Source organism: Legionella qingyii (genome assembly GCF_003184185.1).
In genome coordinates, this window is record NZ_QHJG01000003.1 from 97,226 (window position 1) to 114,006 (window position 16,781).

The following is a 16,781-nucleotide window of genomic DNA, read 5'->3' on the forward strand; positions in this document are numbered from 1 at the left end:
ATAATATATTTAAACCGTTCTTTTGAGCATATTATGAAAAAGTCTAAATGGCATGAAATTAAAAAGCTCGATACTCAAGAAAAATTGAGTAACGATGAAATTAATTATGATCCTATCGATACTAAAAAGGAATTAGATGAGATCGGGAGAATTTCTTATGATCCAATCGATACTCGACATGAAATGGAAGTTCTTACTAATACTCGCGTGGGTGCAACAGTTCTGCCTGCGCAACTGATGAACCAGAAAAATCCTTTAGATCCTATTGATACACCTGCTGAAACCGAAGATTTTGAGCCCAATGCCCCAAAACTTCGCTAATCTGTTACATTATTCTGATTTTTAGTCGCTTTTAATTGCTCACTATTTTTTAAATTTTTTAACCATTTTTTTTTCAGGGTTGGCTTTATGTAACTGGCGTAAAAACATGATAAATTGGGTACTATTGCCTTTATCTGCTTGCTTCCAGTAAACGCGACTTGTTCGCATGTTTAAAGCACCAAAAATTGTTTTCCCCCAGCGGCATTTTTCCGTATGAACTACTTTTGACATAAGGTTGATTTGAAAAATGTGTTTCATCCAAAAACAAGACTTCGATGTCTGACGGATTGTTTTGCTCAATCGACTCAACAATCTCATTAATACGAGATTTTTTTTCTTCTACACAAGGGGCATTTTTAGGTAATGTCTTAGAAAAACGTTTATAAACATAGCCCAGACGATTGAGCGATTTGACAATAGTGTTATCACACTCATAAGCCTTGTTTGCTGAACCTGTCTTTCAATACATTGATTTACCAACCCGCTTCTTGATAACCGTAGTCTTGAGGGACTGGCTGAGTAATTCTTCAAGCTGGCCTTCAATAGCAGGGGCTTTTTGCGCTGTGCGACCCGGTGGCTTTCTAGTTCTTAAACCTGCTGGCCCTTCTTGCAAATAGCGGTTAAGCCATAGTCGTATCGTAATGATGTTTCTGTCCAGGTAGCGTGCTATCTCTGGAGCCGATTTACCACCCGCAGACAGAAAAACATAGTGAGCTCGTTCACCAATATTCGTATTTTTTATAAGGCGAAGGCGCTGCAATTCGGAGCACTCAGATTCAGTTAAGGATATCCTTATCATTCTTTACACTTCAATTTATTAAAACGTGTGCCAAGGGTACATTATTTCTATGATTTGCACTGGATATTTAATGAGGGCTGCTTAGTTATGAATGAATCAATGCAGTACGAATTCTAAACTTACATCTGGCTGTTGCGTTACAAAAATACTTACATTCCAGCTTGAAATGACCAAGCAAAAGAAACCCCTGTATAGATTTGTTCTTGATGATCCAGATAAGTCATAAGCGTCGTGCCCTCCCAGATGGGTTGGTTTATTCCTTGATCAGTTAACTCAGTTTTATTATTTTCTCCATATACTTTCCATAAGCCATTGTGATGCTTGAAGCTCAGTTTCGTTTGATCATGGCCCAATCTGGCAAGAACATGTACCGATATTTTTAATTTATATTCTTCTCTAAGAGCAGAGGCAAGACGATTTGCAAAAGAAGTTATCGTTACGTTATCAAAAAAGGTTACTATCAAATAAATATCGGTAATAGATGCGGGTAATTTATTGATGATTAATTCATGTGCTAATAAATCTGGAAATAAATGATGAACATTAGGAATGTCGGCCATTAAATCAACAATGAATAACTTATTATCCTTAATCTGCTCATTCAATACATAGCCTTGTTTATAAACAACAATGTTTGATTCAGGCTGTTCTTTCGAGAGAGACTTCACAAAGTCTTTATTTATTTCATTATCTATTATCAGCATCATCATAGGATCACCATCTACTTAAGTTTAGGACTTTCAGCTTGAAACTCATCATTTTGATCACAAATACCTTTCAATTCCAGTAATGCTGCTTTGGTTCTCTTAGTTGCACATACTTCATTGGTTAAAAGAGCCACAACGCTGTTTTTAAGGGTGGAATCTGGTTTAAGAACTTCATCACGAAGCGAATATAAATCACTTAATTTCTTATCTTTAGTCTCGATACCAAGAATGAAATCCGGTACCCAACTGTCCTTTACTGAATGCTTTTCAATTTCCAACTCGGCAATTCTATTGTTAACAATAATAAGAGCTTGTTTTCTTGCTGCTGAAAGAGATTCTTCTAATTTAAATGAATTAGGAGTGATGCAATAGTTTTGATTGCTATCCAGAGCAACTCTTATATCAGGATATCTGCTGGAATCCTGGTAGTATTTATCATTAATATGCGTTTCAATATTCGTTCTATTTATCATGAGTTTGTACAATTCAGAACGAAGGCTACCTATACGCTTTTCTAATTCCATACTGTTTGCCCCAGCAGTTTGAGTTTGTAATTGTTTTAGTTCCGTCCTTATATCATTTATTCTTCTTTCAATAGGATCTGTTGCTTTTTTCATTTCTGCATCATAGGCATTCTTTTGTCTTGCAGGTAAATATCTAACAGTGATCGATTTATCAAAATTTGGAAGTAATTTCATTCCGCTGGCTTTTTCTTTTATAGCCAGATCATTGACTGCTTTAATCGTGATGTTTAGATAATTTTTCTCATAAAGATATTTGGCTACCTTAGTTGCGTAGTTTTGATTATTCTGTAGAAAACCAATCTCACAACCTATTAAATCAATGGTAACCTCTTTATCTTTGGACAAACCATGTTTTATGAGATTTTCTGCAAAGGCCTCGGGGGAGAGCAATTGTTCTCCAAACTGTTTCTGAGAGGCATGTCCAAAGCAAGTGATTCTGGTTTCCTCTTTAAGCAGGTCCTTTGAAGGTTGTTCCGTAAATTTCCCAATTTTTTCGTTATATTTTTTGGCAAGATTACTACCATGATAATTTACGGCATCGTCATTGGGATCCATTAATATAATCATTTTTAAACTGAACGTGTATTGGCATATTTAAAGTATAGACGTAAAGTCTATGATCGAAATGGCAGGTGGTTGGACACATGAATCTATGAATTATGTGTATCAGAAGAATAGGGGGATAGTTGGATAAGTATTCTAATGGACAAGAACAACCCAATCCGAAGGATTATATTTTCTTTACCATTAAATCGGTTGTTTGTCCTATAAAGGCACCCTCTGTGGGGCATAATTATCTACCTCTATAAATCCTGCCTTGCTATAAACATGTTTCGCTCGAGGATTATTCTTATCGGGATCAATAAAAAAAGTATCCGCCAGAGGATCAACAGATTTGTTATAAAAACTGACAAATTCAATTAACGTTGGTGCAGCGAGGCCTTGGCCTAAATATTTTATATTTCCTATACCAAAATCAAGACCAATGGTATGACCTGAGGGTGACAAATTACTTCTATGAACATCGGATAACTTTTGATCTGCTTGTAAATATCCGAGAGAACAAAGCAAAACGGTATATTATCAACTAAGCCAATCCAATACTCTGTTGTACCATAGAAATACTGTTGTTTTCTGCCACGAATAAAATTTAATAAGCAGCCCTCATTAAATATCCAGTGCAAATCATAGAAATAATGTACCTTTGGCACACGTTTTAATAAATTGAAGTGTAAATAATGATAAGGATATCCTTAACTGAATCTGAGTGCTCCGAATTGCAGCGCCTTCGCCTTATGAAAAATACGAATATTGGTGGACGAGCTCACTATGTTCTTCTGTGTGCGGGTGGTAAATCGGCTCCAGAGATAGCACGCTACCTGGACAGAAACATCATTACGATCACCAGCAGGAATGTATTCGATTGTTGTCCCAATTGAATTCTTATTGCCCCAAGCCATTTGCCATGGACGTTCATCAAATGCAATTTTTAATTTTTCATAGTTCTTTATTTGCGGATCTATGGGCTCATAATCGGTTGTCGAATTACAATAAAGGACATCTTTATACAGGTAGTATCGCACGCACTGATTATCATTTTCCGGAGTGACCTTAACCAAATTGTTTATAGAAAAAGGAGCGCCTATGGCTATAGAGCTTATTATAGCGAGAGTCCAAAGAAATAGAATCTGTCTGACCATTTGATACAGGACGATTTTTATTCAGGTACGTGTATAAAGAATAGCTTATAAATATGAAATAGTTAAAATGAATAAGTTTCTAAATATTCATAAAATGGCATTTAGCTGTTAGATATAATGAACTAGCGAATTTTGCTCTTGAGAAACTTGAGGTCAGGGTATTTTAAAATTTGGCTCATTGGTTGACTAGATTTGGAGTTTTACAGAATGAAAACCTGTATTCAGAGAAGTAGACCTCCCCTGATTGTAGGAGAGGTCGAAAAAACTTAACTGATATCACTCATAGTAGATACGGCATGATATCCTGCATCAACATGTACTACTTCGCCGGTAATTCCTGACGCTAATTTAGAGCATAAAAATGCTGCAGTATTGCCAACTTCCTCAATTGTAACGTTTCTGTGGAGCGGGGTAATATTAGCATAGGCATTTTGAATTTTCCGGAAATCTTTAATTCCAGCCGCAGCAAGTGTTTTGATTGGTCCTGCAGATATAGCATTAATTCGAATGCCTTTAGAACCTAGGCTTGAAGCTAAATAACGTACAGAAGCTTCAAGGCTTGCCTTGGCAACACCCATAACATTATAGTTAGGTACTGCTTTTTCGGCGCCATAGTAACTTAGGGTTAACAGAGAACCTTCAGTACCTTCCATCATAGGTAAAGCAGCTTGCGCCAGACCTATTAGACTGTATGCACTGATATCATGAGCAATTCTAAAGCCTTCACGAGTGCAAGATTCTACAAAATCTCCACTAATTTGATCAGCTGGAGCATAAGCTACTGAATGAATTAAGATATCCAAGTGATCCCAATGCTTGCGGAGATTTGAAAAAAGGGCTTTGATTTCCTCATCATGAGCCACATCACAAGGAAAGGTCAGTGATGAATTGAATTCAGCTGCCATTGTTTCCACACGGTCTTGTAAACGTTCATTTTGATAAGTAAACGCTAATTCGGCTCCTTGCTCATGAAATGCTTTGGCAATACCATAAGCAATAGATCTATTGCTAGCCAGCCCGATAATGAGTGCTTTTTTACCCGCTAAAAATCCCACCATTCTCTCCTCAATTAATTAACATGAGTCCGGTACAAAAGGCATTTTAATGTCTTTTATATCGCTAAACGAATGTTATCCCATAAAATGTTAGCATTTATACGGGATCCAGTTTAAATAATTAAATTCGATATGAAAAATAAACTTATATTTTCATATTGAACGCTCATTGATTAGTATGCAATGCTAACAATTCACGCATCTTAGCCTGAATCATTTCAATAGCAATCCTGTTTTCTCCTCCGCGAGGAACAATAATGTCTGCATAGCGACTGGATGGTTCAATAAACTGCAAGTACATGGGGCGTACTGTTGTTTCATATTGATGAACTACTGATTCAAAGGTTCTATGTCGTTCAACCACATCTCTTTTTAAACGTCGGGTTAAACACACATCGAGCGGAGTGGACATAAAAATTCGGATATCCATTATTTCGCGTAACTCTTTATCGCTAAAGAGTAAAATACCTTCAAGGATAATAATGGCATGTTGTCCCACTGTTCTGGTTTCAGGCAAACGCATGTGCTTGGAGTGAGAATAAATTGGAATTTCAACTGGTCTACCATCTCTTAATTGTCGTAAATGTTCGCAAAGCAAAGTATGATCAAAAGAGTCAGGGTGATCGTAGTTTATTTTTTCTCTTTCAGGGAAAGGCAAATGGCCATTATCTTTATAGTAGGCATCTTCAGAAATAACTACTACTTGTTCCGAGCCAAGTTCATTAACGATCGTATTCGCTAAAAGACTTTTACCTGATGCAGAAGGGCCTGAAATCCCAATAATTATCGCTTGTTTGTTCATGATGATATCGTTAGAAATTTCGTGCAAATACTAAAGGTTTTTTGCGTTAAATTCAATCTTTAAATTAGGATTTACTTATAATAGCCCTGGTTTATAGAGCGATAAAATCCATAAATTCTATAATATAAGTTTAGCTGATTTCTATAGTTAAAATTTAGCCCTGGGTGTAGTGATGTAGATCCAGGGCTATATTTTTAATTAAAAGCAGATACTACTTCCTGTAAGGGGTGTCCGGTAGCTGCAGATGGATTTCTTATCATCAGTACCGCAGATAAAGTAGGGGCAATGTCCGTGGTGTAAGTCGAACGAAATATACGTTGCGCTTTAAAATCCGGATGGACAAATAGTAAAGGGACATAACTGTCATATTGCCAAGGACTGCCATGAGCAACGCGATCTTTACCTTTAGTACCATATGATTGATTTGGGGGTTGAATGAGGTAAAGATCTCCAGACCGATCTGGAAAATACATTTTATTAACTTTAGCGGTAAGCCAATCTTGTTCAATATCTCTAATTGGCAATGCATATGCTTTGAATATTCCTGGTTGCAGGGTTAACGCACGCGCAAGATAACGTTGTACCTCATTCAGTTCTATTTTATGTTTATCTATTATCTTATGATTTAGATAGATATACGGCGGGGTAATCGACATTAGTGTTTGTTCTGGAAGCGCGTACCGCTCTTTTAATGTGGCACGAATGTATTGTTCCATTTGCGGGATATTAATGGGATTAATTTCATCCATATGATGCGCTTTGAGATAGGTTGGTCCATCATTTACACCATGATCTGCAGTAAGTACTATAAGCGTGTTGTTGAGTCCTACTTGTTTGTCAATAACTGCAAAAAGATGTGCCAGAGTTTTGTCTAATTCTAACAAATTATCTTCTGATTCAAGGCTATTGGGGCCAAATTGATGGCCAATCGCATCAACGCCAGAGAAGCTAATACCCAAATAATCAGTTTTTCCAGAAGATTGTCCTAATCGCTCTTCAGTTAAAAGTCGTTCTGCAAAATCTGCGGTTAATTGATCTGCTTTAGGTGTTCGAGACAATGATTTAAAGTATTCGGGGCTAGGAGCTTGAGTTATATGATGTGGAAAGGTTTGACCAAAAAGCTCATCCTCATGATGGAAAACAGGGGAATTAGCATTTATATATTCAGATTTAGAACGGCTAAGATACCAATCGTAGTCTTGTGGATGATAATTTTTATTCCAATTATTAACCCATTGAGGGTATTGGCTATAGTAGTAAGTACTGGTAATAAAACCACCATTGGTTGTGTCAAACCAATACGCTTTACCCGTATGGCCCGCAAGAGTTATTGCCGAACGATCTTTTAAAGAAACACCAAAAACACGTCCTTTTTGGGAGAGTACGACTTCATCGCTTAACGTTGAGACATATAAATTCCTAGGCGAGCGTCCTGGAATAACAATACGTGTATGAGGTGTTTGCAATATATTAGTTTTTAAATCTTCCATGCAATAGACCATTTGCCGTGATTTTCGGTCATACCATTCGTTATTAACAACGCCGTGTAGGGCTGGAAAACTGCCCGTTGCAACAGTAGCATGTCCTGCACACGTAGTTGTATTGGCATGTGGGTGATGCGTATTATGATAATCAATGGCATGATTTAATAAATAATTAAATCCTCCATTCCCAAATTGTTGCTGATGTTGAAAGATTAAATCACCACGCAATTGATCGATTACCAGTTGCACAATCAATTTGGGTTGATGAATTTGCGCATATGTGTTGAGACAATTTAGAAAAAGAAAAATGGAACAGAGGTATTTTTTCATAGCTTATCCTGATGCGGAATAAAAGAGGTAAATTAATCAACAGGGCATAAAAATGCAATCAAAAAGGTAAATTTAAAGATTTTATCCATTTTAAAATGTCTTCAACATTGGGCGGAGGTGCGGAGAGAAGAATTTATTTCATGAGTACATAATCGAACTTATATACTCTATGTTATTGACTTTTATAGATTAAAAATTAATTAAGGAGTAAAAGGAAATTACATGACTGGCTTTATGAATTAGTTTAAACTTCGCGTTGGAGTAAATTTTACTAATCCCGATTCATGGAGTTTAAGGAGAACAGAAATGGGTTTTCAGTATGTCGAATATGCTAAATTGGCAAAATACATTAGGGAGAGTATTGCAACTGAATTAAAAAGTCATAGCTTGGATGAAAAAGACATACCTAAGTCATTAAGGCTTCTTTCCATTAGCCATCCTGAACGAGCTATTCAGTGTAAATACTTACGTGCGATTCTCAGCTGTCTTGAACAATCCGACATTAAAGATGATAAAACACGTGTACTTAATGCAGCAGCATTCTATATTCGTGCTCAAATTCATAAAAGTTATCAAGGAACTGTAACTCCATATTTTTTGGCTCCCGAAAACAGTACTCTATATAATGCATTAACAACATCCCTCAATCTTACTCTGGACAATTTCCCAGACTCTAAAGATTTGATTGATATGTATGATGCTTTGAGTAATTTTATGCATGCACAAGTGTATATAGACTCAGATCCAAGAAAAGGTTATCTCCCCCCCAGTAAACAGCCTTTTTCAAGTAAAAAAATTAAGGATTATAAAGTAGAAAAAGTGCTGCAAGATTTGGTAAAAAAAGTAGCGGACTACAGGGCTAAAGAGATTGATCAGACAAAGGAACAACAGTTGGTAAAAGACTCTGATATAAAAAATCGTGCAAGAATGTTTTCAGATAAGACCCCACCTGAGTTGGGTGCTCCTAATAGTAAAGACTCTATGGAGCCTATCAGCAAAACTCTTTTTGCCAATGGCAGCCTTTAATCGGTATTGGTTTACTAAGAGTAACCAGGTGCAGTGAAGTGGGGCCTTATTTTTCGGAACTCCTTCGCTGCATCAAACTAGGATAAGTTCTCGAATTATAATTGTGGCTCTGATATTTTCTTTTGGTGTTCTATGGGGTAACCCGACATAGCCCAATCAATAATACCACCATCTACTGAATACACTTCTTGATATCCTAAATCTATTAAGGATTGTGCGGCAAATAAAGATCGAACACCCCCTTTGCAGTGTAAATAAATGGGTTGATTTTTATTAGGAAATTGATCTGCAATAGAAGATGTAATGAGATCTTTAGGGATGTGGATTGCCCTAGCAATATGGAATTCTTGCCATTCTTCCAATTCTCTAACATCAATTAAACAAAGATTGGGATCGTTCTCCATCATTTTTTTTAGTTGATGTACATCAATTGTTTTAATATTAGGGTTGGTCATAACGAATCTCTCTTATTGTGGGTCTCGTGATTGTGGAGTGGTGGAGTAGCCAATAAATTGTTGCCGTGAAAACACCTCCTATCAATGTCGCGAATGCCCAGGTAGCAGCAGAAACTAAGACTGGTTTTTGCCCCGTTCGATTCATATTTCCTGCATCGTGGGCTACCGCACCAGCAAAAATCAAATGTAAAATACCATTGATAATCATCATGATATATAAAAAAGTTTGTATTTGTGTGGAAAATTGTTGTATTAGCTCATTGATCATGAATAGGGTTCCTTTAGTTGTTAATCAATGTTAGTTGGACTTTTTAAACCAAACAAAACTCATTTTTTAGTAGTATCATGAAATTAATAGATTTTGTCAGGCATAAAAATCGAACTTGCAATATAATAACAGAAAATTAATAAGATCTTTTATTTCTGTGTTAACCCCGGTAACATCATCGAAAAAAATAGAAAGAGAGAAAGAATGAATACACATGAAATCCCTGTTCCTCATTTGACTACAGCACACTCTGGGCCATTGTTTCATGTGGAAAAAATTGTTTTAAATCAAATAGCAGCAATTGAGACGTGGTTTAGGCACCAATGGAAAGAAACTCCTCCTCCTTTAACTTCATCGGTTGACTTGAGGCATGCAGGATTCAAATTGGCGCCTGTAGATACTAATCTATTCCCAGCTGGGTTTAACAATTTGAATCCGGAATTCCTTCCCCTGTGTATTCAGGCAGCACAGTCTGTTTTAGTTGACTATGTTCCAGATTGCACACGTATCTTATTGATTCCAGAAAGTCATACACGCAATAAGTTTTATTTAAAAAGTCTTAATGTATTACGAACTATTTTTATAAAAGCGGGCTTTGTCGTTCGCATTGGTAGTTTGGACCCTGAGATTAAAGAACCTACGGAAGTTGTCCTTGAGGGGGGCGATACGCTCCTGTTAGAACCTATACAGCGTGAGGGTGACCGCGTTGGTCTGGCTAATTTTAATCCATGTTTTCTTATGCTGAATAATGACTTGTCTCAGGGTATTCCTGAAATTTTACAAGGAATAAAACAAAAGATAAGACCTACAGCACAATTAGGTTGGTCTTCGCGCTTGAAATCAAGTCATTTTAATTTTTATGAAGAAGTTGCGATGGAGTTTTCCGAATTAGTAGGGATGGATTCATGGTTAATCAATCCTTATTTTAGTGCTTTAGAAGGTCTGGATTTTATGGCCCAGGAAGGTATCGACAGATTAGCCATCGAAGTTGAGAAAATTCTCACTTTAATGAACGATAAATACGCAACCTACGGAATAAAAGAGAAACCATTTGTTGTAATTAAGGCCGATAATGGCACTTATGGCATGAGCGTAATGATGGTGCATGATGCAGAAGACGTACATAAATTAAATAGAAAACAACGTACAAGAATGTCGACCAGCAAAGGTGGTCGAAAAGTGGATAGGGTAATTATCCAAGAGGGTGTATATACTTTTGAAACCATGCCAAACGGTTCTGTCGCCGAGCCAGTAGTGTATATGATTGGTCAATTTGTGGTTGGTGGATTTTACCGGGTTCATCAAGAACGTGGTATTGATGAAAATCTGAATGCTCCAGGAATGCATTTTGAACCTTTAGCTTTTGCTCAGGCGTGTAACATGCCTTGTGATGATTTAACCGAGGTAGATGAATCCAATCGTTTTTATGTATATGGGGTTATTGCCCGCTTAGCAGCTCTTGCTGCAGCAAGAGAAATTGCAGCTATTGGAGGTGAATAATGAAACTGGCTGTGTTGCTGGACCCTTTAAATCAATTAAAACCATATAAAGACACGTCTCTGGCTATGATCAAGAAAGCTCAAGAAATGGGTTGGTCTTGTGTTGTTTTTACCCAAGAAGATTTGTTTTGTAAGGAAGGACGGGCCTTCGCACAGGTTTCTGATTTAAGTATCGGTGATTTGAACAGCAAAGATTGGGCTACGATTAAAGATTCATATGAAAAACCTTTAGGTGAGTTTGATATCATCCTGATGCGCAAAGATCCTCCTTTTAATACAGAATACATTTACACTACATATTGTCTGGAACTTGCAGAACGTGAAGGAGTTCTTGTAGCCAACAAACCCCAAAGCTTGCGTGATGCGAATGAGAAGTTTTTTACTTTAAATTTTCCTCAGTGTTGCCCAACTACACTGGTTTCGCGAAATATTAAACGGTTGAAATCATTTTGGGAGGAACACAAACAGGTTATTTTTAAACCGCTGGAAGGAATGGGTGGTAACTCTGTATTCCATGTGGAGGAGCAAGGAAAAAATTTAGCGGTTATTTTAGAGGTCCTAACAAAAAATCAAACGCAAACGATTATCGCCCAACGTTATATTGATGAAATAAAAACCACTGGTGATAAACGCATTTTATTAATTAATGGCGAACCTGTTCCTTATGCATTGGCACGTATTCCTGCACAAGGAGACTTACGAGGTAATTTAGCTGCAGGTGCACGCGGTGAAGTAGTGCCTATTACAGCTAGAGACCGCTGGATTTGCGAACAAGTAGCCCCCACTCTCAAGGCTAAAGGTTTGTATTTTGTTGGGATTGATGTGATTGGTGATTATTTAACAGAAATTAATGTTACAAGTCCAACCTGTTTACGAGAAATAGAAGCAGAAACAAAACTTGATATCGCAGGTGATTTTTTACGTTGCCTTGAGAAGATATGTCGTGCTTAATAAAAAAACCCTTTTAAAGTAGCCTGGGCGAAGGCCAGGCTACAAAGTATTCAAGTACCAATATTATTCATCTACATAATCATTACCAACTTCTACAGCCGCTTCCTGATCGGCTTTTTTATCATCAACATAAAGAGATCCAGTATCTTGATCAGCACCTGTGATGAGATGATTGCGATATTGTAAATACGCATCTCTCATAAAGGCATATTTATCCAAAGCCTCGTCCATTATTTGCTCAGTATCTAACAGTTGTGAGCGTAAATCCACTGTACGTAGAGCTAATAAACTGTAGACTACTGCATCATTATTAATGTAAACATAGGGGCTATATAGCGCAAATTGGAATAACCATCCTGCTCCGTCTCGAAGAGTACTTGGACCTAATAAGGGAAGCATTAGGTATGGCGAATTTTTATCGCCCCATTTAGCTAAAGTAAGACCTAAATCATTTGAATGAGGAGGTAAGCCAAAGGTTTTGGCTACATCAAACAAGCCACCCACACCTAAGGAAGAGTTTATAATGAATCGCCATGAGTCACGAATTGCCCATTTTCCATCAGCCTGAAGAAGATCATTTCCTACGGATGGAATAAGATCCAGGTTGTTGTAAAAGTTATTTATACTCTTACGAACAGGAGCAGGTAAAACAGCCCGATATGCTTTTGCTGTAGGCTTCAAAATTGCATTGTCTAAGGCTGTATTAAACTTATATACTTTGCGGTTAAAGGGTTCAAAAGGATCGGCGGGGTTAGTTCCCTTACAAGCACATCCAGTTAAAGCAAGACCACCGGTAAAACTAATGATGATTGAAAGTAATCGCATGATTTTTTTTATTATTTGACTTAATAAACGATGTTACACGAGTTTGATGTTCTTGCAAACAATCATAGTGATACGTACAGTCGTTGATGTTTTGATTAAAATGTATTTTTGATCCAGAGGTAAGCCCAGAGCAACAGGATATATACAAGACCGAAAGGTCTAATGCTATTTATTAGAATTTTAGCAAAAAAGTCACTGGCCCATCATTGCATAAATGAACTTGCATGTCGGCACCAAAACATCCACTTTGTATATGAGGATATAACTGAGCCGCCCGTGTCAAGAGATTGTCAAATAATTGGCGACCCAGTTCAGGTGGTGCTGCATTTGAAAAACTGGGACGCAAGCCTTTTTGGGTTTCGGCCATTAAAGTAAATTGAGGTACTAATAATAAACCACCTTGAACATCTTTAAGGCTTAAATTCATTTTACCTTGGCTGTCGCTAAAAATACGATAATTGATGCACTTCTCTAACATTTTATTGATGTTATGGTCTGTATCATCGGGTTCAAATCCACAGAGTACCAAAAGCCCCTGATCTATTTTTCCAACTGTTTCGCCATCAATATCTACACGGGCATGTGCTACTCTTTGGATTACAATCAACATGCATCAAGTCCTTGTTTGGAAATTTCTTTACTTGCATAAATTAGAGCGTCAATGATACCTGATTCTCTATCTGAATGACCTGCATCTCGAACTATTCTTAAATTGGATGCCGATATTGCTTGATGCAATTCAAATGCACCAGCCAGGGGCGAAATTAAGTCAAAGCGACCATGTACGATGTATGTTGGGATATGTCGTATTTTATGAACATTGTTCATTACCTGATTTTCTTCAATGAAAAAGTGATTATTGATGTAATGAGATTCTAGAGTTGCAAGAGCCAGAGCAAAATGAGGATCGCTGAATTGATCAATGACATATAAATGAGGATGTAAACTGCTGCAACGAGCTTCCCACAATGCCCATGATTTTGCCGCACTCATGCGCGCGAGTTCATTGGGTCCTTGCAAGCAATTGGCATAATATTGGGGTATTTTATCCAGCATGGTTTCAGGGACACTGCTAATAAATTCTTGCCAGTAATCAGGATAAACCAGATTGGCACCATGCTTATAGAACCAGTCAAAATCTTGCTGTCTTCCCAAAAAAATTTGATGCAGTTGTAGTGCTTTAATCTGTTGCGGAAATTTTTGAGCGTAAAGTAAAGCAAGTAACGAACCCCATCCACCTCCAGACAATACAAATTCGGATAGTGCTAAAAAATCTCTGATGGCATCGATGTCATCTAATAACAAACTGGTCGTATTTTCACGAACTTCCAGGTGAGGGGTAGAGCGCCCACAGCCGCGTTGATCAAAAAGTATGATTCGATAATGTTGAGGATCAAAAAAACGTCTGAGGTAACCATCTCCGGAAGAAGCACCAGGGCCTGGATGTAACACAATAACAGGCAATCCATCAGGATTTCCTGTTTCTTCAATATAAAGTGTATGCAGTGCACTGACTTTTAATTCATGTTGCGCATAAGGTTTAATTGATGGATAGAGTGAGTGCATTTTAGTCCTTTAGGAATTTTTGTTTTGCCATATTGTAATATTTTGCGCTGGGAATCGTTTGAAAGCAATATGTATACGCGTTAGCGTAAAAAAACAAGATTATAATTATAATTAGTATAGCTTCTATTTTCTTTCCCTTGCCGGATAGTAGGATCTATTAATAGAATACACCATCGATTTTTTCCTGGAATTTATTTATGACTCTTGCTGCAATTCTTAAAGGACTGAATGAGCGACAACGCGAAGCAGTTACTTCACCGCTTGGTAATACGCTGGTCCTTGCTGGGGCAGGCAGTGGTAAAACGAAAGTTTTGGTTAGTCGCATTGCATGGCTTATTGAGGAGGAGCATCTTTCACCGCATGGAATTTTGGCCGTAACGTTTACTAATAAAGCCGCTGGCGAAATGAGAGCGCGCCTAAATAATATGTTGAGTACCCCTGTATTGGGATTATGGGTAGGTACCTTTCATGGGTTGTGCCATCGCTTGCTCCGTCGACATTATCAAGAAGCACATTTGCCCGAGCTGTTTCATATTTTAGATTCCGAAGATCAAGCGCGCCTGATTAAACGCGTGATTGCCTCATTAAATCTTGATTCAGAACAATGGCCAGTGAAACAGGCTCAGTCGTTCATTAATGGGCGCAAAGATGAAGGACTACGACCCCAGCACGTCCATACTTTGTCTTATGGGCCTGGTAAAACGTTACTCAATATTTATAATGCATATGAACAAGCCTGCCAGACCGCGGGAGTAATCGATTTTGCGGAATTGTTATTGCGGACCCATGAGTTATTACGTGATAATCCGGAAATTCTTAATCATTACCGTCAACGTTTTCAAGCCATATTGGTGGATGAGTTCCAGGATACTAATACGATTCAATATGCATGGATACGCCTTCTTGCTGGTGAACATACTGCTGTTTTGGCGGTCGGAGATGATGACCAATCGATTTATGGTTGGCGAGGAGCTAAAGTCGAGAATATTCAGCAATTTTCTCAAGATTTTAAAAACACACAAATTATTCGTTTGGAGCAAAATTATCGTTCAACAGCAACAATACTCGATGCTGCCAATGCTTTAATTACACATAATAATTCACGGATGGGAAAAGACTTATGGACGAATGGCGCAACTGGAGAAAAAATTATAATCTACAGTGCCTTTAATGAGCTGGAAGAAGCACGCTTTGTCTGTGAACGTATTATGATGGAAATTAATCAAGGCGTAAGTGCTGATGAAATTGCTATTTTATATCGTTCGAATGCTCAATCCAGGGTTTTAGAGGAAGCATTATTACGTGCTGGAATTGCTTATCGTATTTATGGTGGATTACGTTTCTTTGATCGAGCAGAAGTGAAAGATGCTTTAGCTTATTTGCGTTTATTGGTGAACCCGGATGATGATAATGCGTTTGAGCGTATCGTTAATTTTCCAACTCGGGGAATTGGTGAAAAAACGCTAGATGATTTGCGTCATTACGCCAAATCGGAACAATGTTCTTTATGGCATGCTGCTAAAACATTATTGCAATCAGGTGAAATGGCTCAACGGGCAGGATCTTCATTGGCAAAATTCATTCAATTAATTGAACAATTGCAACAAGATACCGCAGCAATGGAATTGGACGAACAGTTATCTATAGTAATTCAGCAGAGTGGATTGTATGCTCATTTTAGTAAAATCAAAGGGGACAAATCGGAGTCTCGTCTAGATAACTTACAAGAATTAATCAATGCGGCAAAGCAATTTCGTTATGAGCAAGAAGAGGAGGAAGAAATTCCTCTGGTGAATGCATTCCTGGCACATGCTTCTTTGGAGGCCGGAGAGATGCAAGCTGAAGAACACGAGCGTTACGTCCATTTGATGACCTTACATGCTGCTAAAGGCCTTGAATTTCCCATCGTATTTTTAGTAGGAATGGAAGAGGGGGTGTTCCCAGGGAAACAGTCTTTGGATGAGCCAGGACGTTTGGAGGAAGAGCGTCGGCTATGTTATGTGGGGATGACGCGTGCCATGCGCAAACTGATTATGTCATATGCTGAAATACGAAGACAATATGGGCGAGAAGAGTATCATCGGCCTTCACGATTTTTAAGGGAATTACCCCAAGAATTAATTGATGAGATTCGTATTAAAGCGAAATTTCAAGCCCCCGTTATTACGCGAAATAAACCTTCTGTGGTGCCAGAAACCTCAGGGTTGTCTTTGGGACAAAGTGTGACTCATGCAAAATTTGGTCAAGGTATCGTATTAGCAGTTGAGGGTAGTGGGGCACATACTCGTGTCCAGGTGAAGTTTAGTGAGCACGGTGTTAAATGGCTTGTTTTAGCTTATGCTAATTTAGCTGTAGCGATGTGATTAATTCTAAAATTCCTGGGTTCCGCAGAGTGTACCCAGGCTACAATAAATCTTATGATTTGGGTCACAAAAATTAATGCTAACTAAGGGTACTTGATTGCGCTCA

The 16,781-nt window shown here is 37.9% G+C and carries 19 protein-coding genes; 5 read left to right on the top strand and 14 right to left on the bottom strand.

The window, feature by feature from the left end:
* Positions 1-33 precede the first annotated feature (33 nt).
* Positions 34-321 carry a hypothetical protein gene (locus tag DGG96_RS02475; protein WP_110141440.1) on the top strand — a complete coding sequence of 96 codons (288 nt, stop codon included), beginning with the start codon at positions 34-36 and terminating at the stop codon, positions 319-321.
* Positions 322-363: 42 nt separating this feature from the next.
* On the opposite strand, the gene DGG96_RS02480 is transcribed toward DGG96_RS02475, so the two are convergent.
* The 9 genes from DGG96_RS02480 to DGG96_RS02520 all read right to left on the bottom strand — a co-directional run bounded on the left by DGG96_RS02480 (position 364) and on the right by DGG96_RS02520 (position 7,722).
* Positions 364-579, bottom strand: a complete 216-nt coding sequence (locus tag DGG96_RS02480; protein ID WP_133249324.1) for a hypothetical protein — start codon at positions 577-579, stop codon at positions 364-366.
* Positions 580-781: 202 nt separating this feature from the next.
* Complete coding sequence (locus tag DGG96_RS02485; protein ID WP_110141442.1) at positions 782-1,120, bottom strand: helix-turn-helix domain-containing protein; 339 nt, start codon at positions 1,118-1,120, stop codon at positions 782-784.
* Positions 1,121-1,269: 149 nt separating this feature from the next.
* Entirely contained in the window at positions 1,270-1,830 is a 561-nt protein-coding gene (locus DGG96_RS02490; protein ID WP_110141443.1) for a hypothetical protein, read from the bottom strand.
* A gap of 11 nt (positions 1,831-1,841) precedes the next feature.
* Complete coding sequence (locus DGG96_RS02495) at positions 1,842-2,906, bottom strand: hypothetical protein (RefSeq protein WP_110141444.1); 1,065 nt, start codon at positions 2,904-2,906, stop codon at positions 1,842-1,844.
* Between the two features lie 210 nt (positions 2,907-3,116).
* A complete protein-coding gene (locus DGG96_RS02500; protein ID WP_199739183.1) occupies positions 3,117-3,422 on the bottom strand; it encodes a GNAT family N-acetyltransferase in 306 nt (101 codons plus the stop codon).
* 182 nt (positions 3,423-3,604) lie between these two features.
* Positions 3,605-4,051 carry a hypothetical protein gene (locus DGG96_RS02505; RefSeq protein ID WP_205872612.1) on the bottom strand — a complete coding sequence of 149 codons (447 nt, stop codon included), beginning with the start codon at positions 4,049-4,051 and terminating at the stop codon, positions 3,605-3,607.
* Between the two features lie 266 nt (positions 4,052-4,317).
* A complete protein-coding gene (locus DGG96_RS02510; protein WP_110141445.1) occupies positions 4,318-5,109 on the bottom strand; it encodes an enoyl-ACP reductase FabI in 792 nt (263 codons plus the stop codon).
* Between the two features lie 163 nt (positions 5,110-5,272).
* Positions 5,273-5,908, bottom strand: coding sequence for a uridine kinase (gene udk, locus DGG96_RS02515; RefSeq protein ID WP_110141446.1), 636 nt, complete (start codon positions 5,906-5,908; stop codon positions 5,273-5,275).
* 194 nt (positions 5,909-6,102) lie between these two features.
* Positions 6,103-7,722 (bottom strand): alkaline phosphatase family protein, encoded by a 1,620-nt coding sequence (locus tag DGG96_RS02520; RefSeq protein ID WP_110141447.1) that lies wholly within the window; start codon positions 7,720-7,722, stop codon positions 6,103-6,105.
* A 306-nt stretch (positions 7,723-8,028) separates the two neighbouring features.
* On the opposite strand from DGG96_RS02520, the gene DGG96_RS02525 reads away from it, so the two are divergent.
* On the top strand, positions 8,029-8,748 hold the full coding sequence (locus DGG96_RS02525; protein ID WP_110141448.1) for a hypothetical protein: 720 nt from the start codon (positions 8,029-8,031) through the stop codon (positions 8,746-8,748).
* Between the two features lie 95 nt (positions 8,749-8,843).
* On the opposite strand, the gene DGG96_RS02530 is transcribed toward DGG96_RS02525, so the two are convergent.
* Both DGG96_RS02530 and DGG96_RS02535 read right to left on the bottom strand, forming a co-directional pair.
* Positions 8,844-9,203 (bottom strand): rhodanese-like domain-containing protein, encoded by a 360-nt coding sequence (locus DGG96_RS02530; protein WP_110141449.1) that lies wholly within the window; start codon positions 9,201-9,203, stop codon positions 8,844-8,846.
* Positions 9,190-9,471: a hypothetical protein gene (locus tag DGG96_RS02535; RefSeq protein WP_058467828.1), complete on the bottom strand. Its 282-nt coding sequence runs from the start codon at positions 9,469-9,471 to the stop codon at positions 9,190-9,192. The genes DGG96_RS02530 and DGG96_RS02535 overlap by 14 nt, the downstream gene beginning before the upstream one ends.
* A gap of 204 nt (positions 9,472-9,675) precedes the next feature.
* Here DGG96_RS02535 and gshA point away from each other — a divergent pair, with 204 nt between their 5' ends.
* Complete coding sequence (gshA, locus tag DGG96_RS02540) at positions 9,676-10,971, top strand: glutamate--cysteine ligase (protein ID WP_110141450.1); 1,296 nt, start codon at positions 9,676-9,678, stop codon at positions 10,969-10,971.
* A complete protein-coding gene (gene gshB, locus DGG96_RS02545) occupies positions 10,971-11,921 on the top strand; it encodes a glutathione synthase (protein WP_110141451.1) in 951 nt (316 codons plus the stop codon). The genes gshA and gshB overlap by 1 nt, the downstream gene beginning before the upstream one ends.
* 63 nt (positions 11,922-11,984) lie before the next feature.
* Here gshB and DGG96_RS02550 read toward each other — a convergent pair whose 3' ends face one another.
* The 3 genes from DGG96_RS02550 to pip all read right to left on the bottom strand — a co-directional run bounded on the left by DGG96_RS02550 (position 11,985) and on the right by pip (position 14,312).
* Positions 11,985-12,746 carry an MlaA family lipoprotein gene (locus tag DGG96_RS02550; protein WP_110141452.1) on the bottom strand — a complete coding sequence of 254 codons (762 nt, stop codon included), beginning with the start codon at positions 12,744-12,746 and terminating at the stop codon, positions 11,985-11,987.
* Positions 12,747-12,918: 172 nt separating this feature from the next.
* Entirely contained in the window at positions 12,919-13,356 is a 438-nt protein-coding gene (gene dtd, locus DGG96_RS02555) for a D-aminoacyl-tRNA deacylase (RefSeq protein WP_110141453.1), read from the bottom strand.
* Entirely contained in the window at positions 13,350-14,312 is a 963-nt protein-coding gene (gene pip / locus DGG96_RS02560; protein WP_110141454.1) for a prolyl aminopeptidase, read from the bottom strand. The genes dtd and pip overlap by 7 nt, the downstream gene beginning before the upstream one ends.
* Before the next feature lie 197 nt (positions 14,313-14,509).
* On the opposite strand from pip, the gene uvrD reads away from it, so the two are divergent.
* Positions 14,510-16,675, top strand: a complete 2,166-nt coding sequence (uvrD, locus tag DGG96_RS02565) for a DNA helicase II (RefSeq protein ID WP_110141455.1) — start codon at positions 14,510-14,512, stop codon at positions 16,673-16,675.
* Positions 16,676-16,781 lie beyond the last annotated feature (106 nt).

What these genes read in the sequence shown, in the direction of transcription:
- DGG96_RS02480 (WP_133249324.1), bottom strand. Translation starts at nt 579, where the DNA reads ATGAAACACATTTTTCAAATCAACCTTATGTCAAAAGTAGTTCATACG.
- DGG96_RS02510 (WP_110141445.1), bottom strand. Translation starts at nt 5,109, where the DNA reads ATGGTGGGATTTTTAGCGGGTAAAAAAGCACTCATTATCGGGCTGGCT.
- DGG96_RS02485 (WP_110141442.1), bottom strand. Translation starts at nt 1,120, where the DNA reads ATGATAAGGATATCCTTAACTGAATCTGAGTGCTCCGAATTGCAGCGC.
- DGG96_RS02475 (WP_110141440.1), top strand. Translation starts at nt 34, where the DNA reads ATGAAAAAGTCTAAATGGCATGAAATTAAAAAGCTCGATACTCAAGAA.
- udk (WP_110141446.1), bottom strand. Translation starts at nt 5,908, where the DNA reads ATGAACAAACAAGCGATAATTATTGGGATTTCAGGCCCTTCTGCATCA.
- DGG96_RS02535 (WP_058467828.1), bottom strand. Translation starts at nt 9,471, where the DNA reads ATGATCAATGAGCTAATACAACAATTTTCCACACAAATACAAACTTTT.
- DGG96_RS02525 (WP_110141448.1), top strand. Translation starts at nt 8,029, where the DNA reads ATGGGTTTTCAGTATGTCGAATATGCTAAATTGGCAAAATACATTAGG.
- gshA (WP_110141450.1), top strand. Translation starts at nt 9,676, where the DNA reads ATGAATACACATGAAATCCCTGTTCCTCATTTGACTACAGCACACTCT.
- dtd (WP_110141453.1), bottom strand. Translation starts at nt 13,356, where the DNA reads ATGTTGATTGTAATCCAAAGAGTAGCACATGCCCGTGTAGATATTGAT.
- DGG96_RS02530 (WP_110141449.1), bottom strand. Translation starts at nt 9,203, where the DNA reads ATGACCAACCCTAATATTAAAACAATTGATGTACATCAACTAAAAAAA.
- DGG96_RS02550 (WP_110141452.1), bottom strand. Translation starts at nt 12,746, where the DNA reads ATGCGATTACTTTCAATCATCATTAGTTTTACCGGTGGTCTTGCTTTA.
- uvrD (WP_110141455.1), top strand. Translation starts at nt 14,510, where the DNA reads ATGACTCTTGCTGCAATTCTTAAAGGACTGAATGAGCGACAACGCGAA.
- DGG96_RS02495 (WP_110141444.1), bottom strand. Translation starts at nt 2,906, where the DNA reads ATGGATCCCAATGACGATGCCGTAAATTATCATGGTAGTAATCTTGCC.
- DGG96_RS02520 (WP_110141447.1), bottom strand. Translation starts at nt 7,722, where the DNA reads ATGAAAAAATACCTCTGTTCCATTTTTCTTTTTCTAAATTGTCTCAAC.
- gshB (WP_110141451.1), top strand. Translation starts at nt 10,971, where the DNA reads ATGAAACTGGCTGTGTTGCTGGACCCTTTAAATCAATTAAAACCATAT.
- DGG96_RS02505 (WP_205872612.1), bottom strand. Translation starts at nt 4,051, where the DNA reads ATGGTCAGACAGATTCTATTTCTTTGGACTCTCGCTATAATAAGCTCT.
- pip (WP_110141454.1), bottom strand. Translation starts at nt 14,312, where the DNA reads ATGCACTCACTCTATCCATCAATTAAACCTTATGCGCAACATGAATTA.
- DGG96_RS02490 (WP_110141443.1), bottom strand. Translation starts at nt 1,830, where the DNA reads ATGATGATGCTGATAATAGATAATGAAATAAATAAAGACTTTGTGAAG.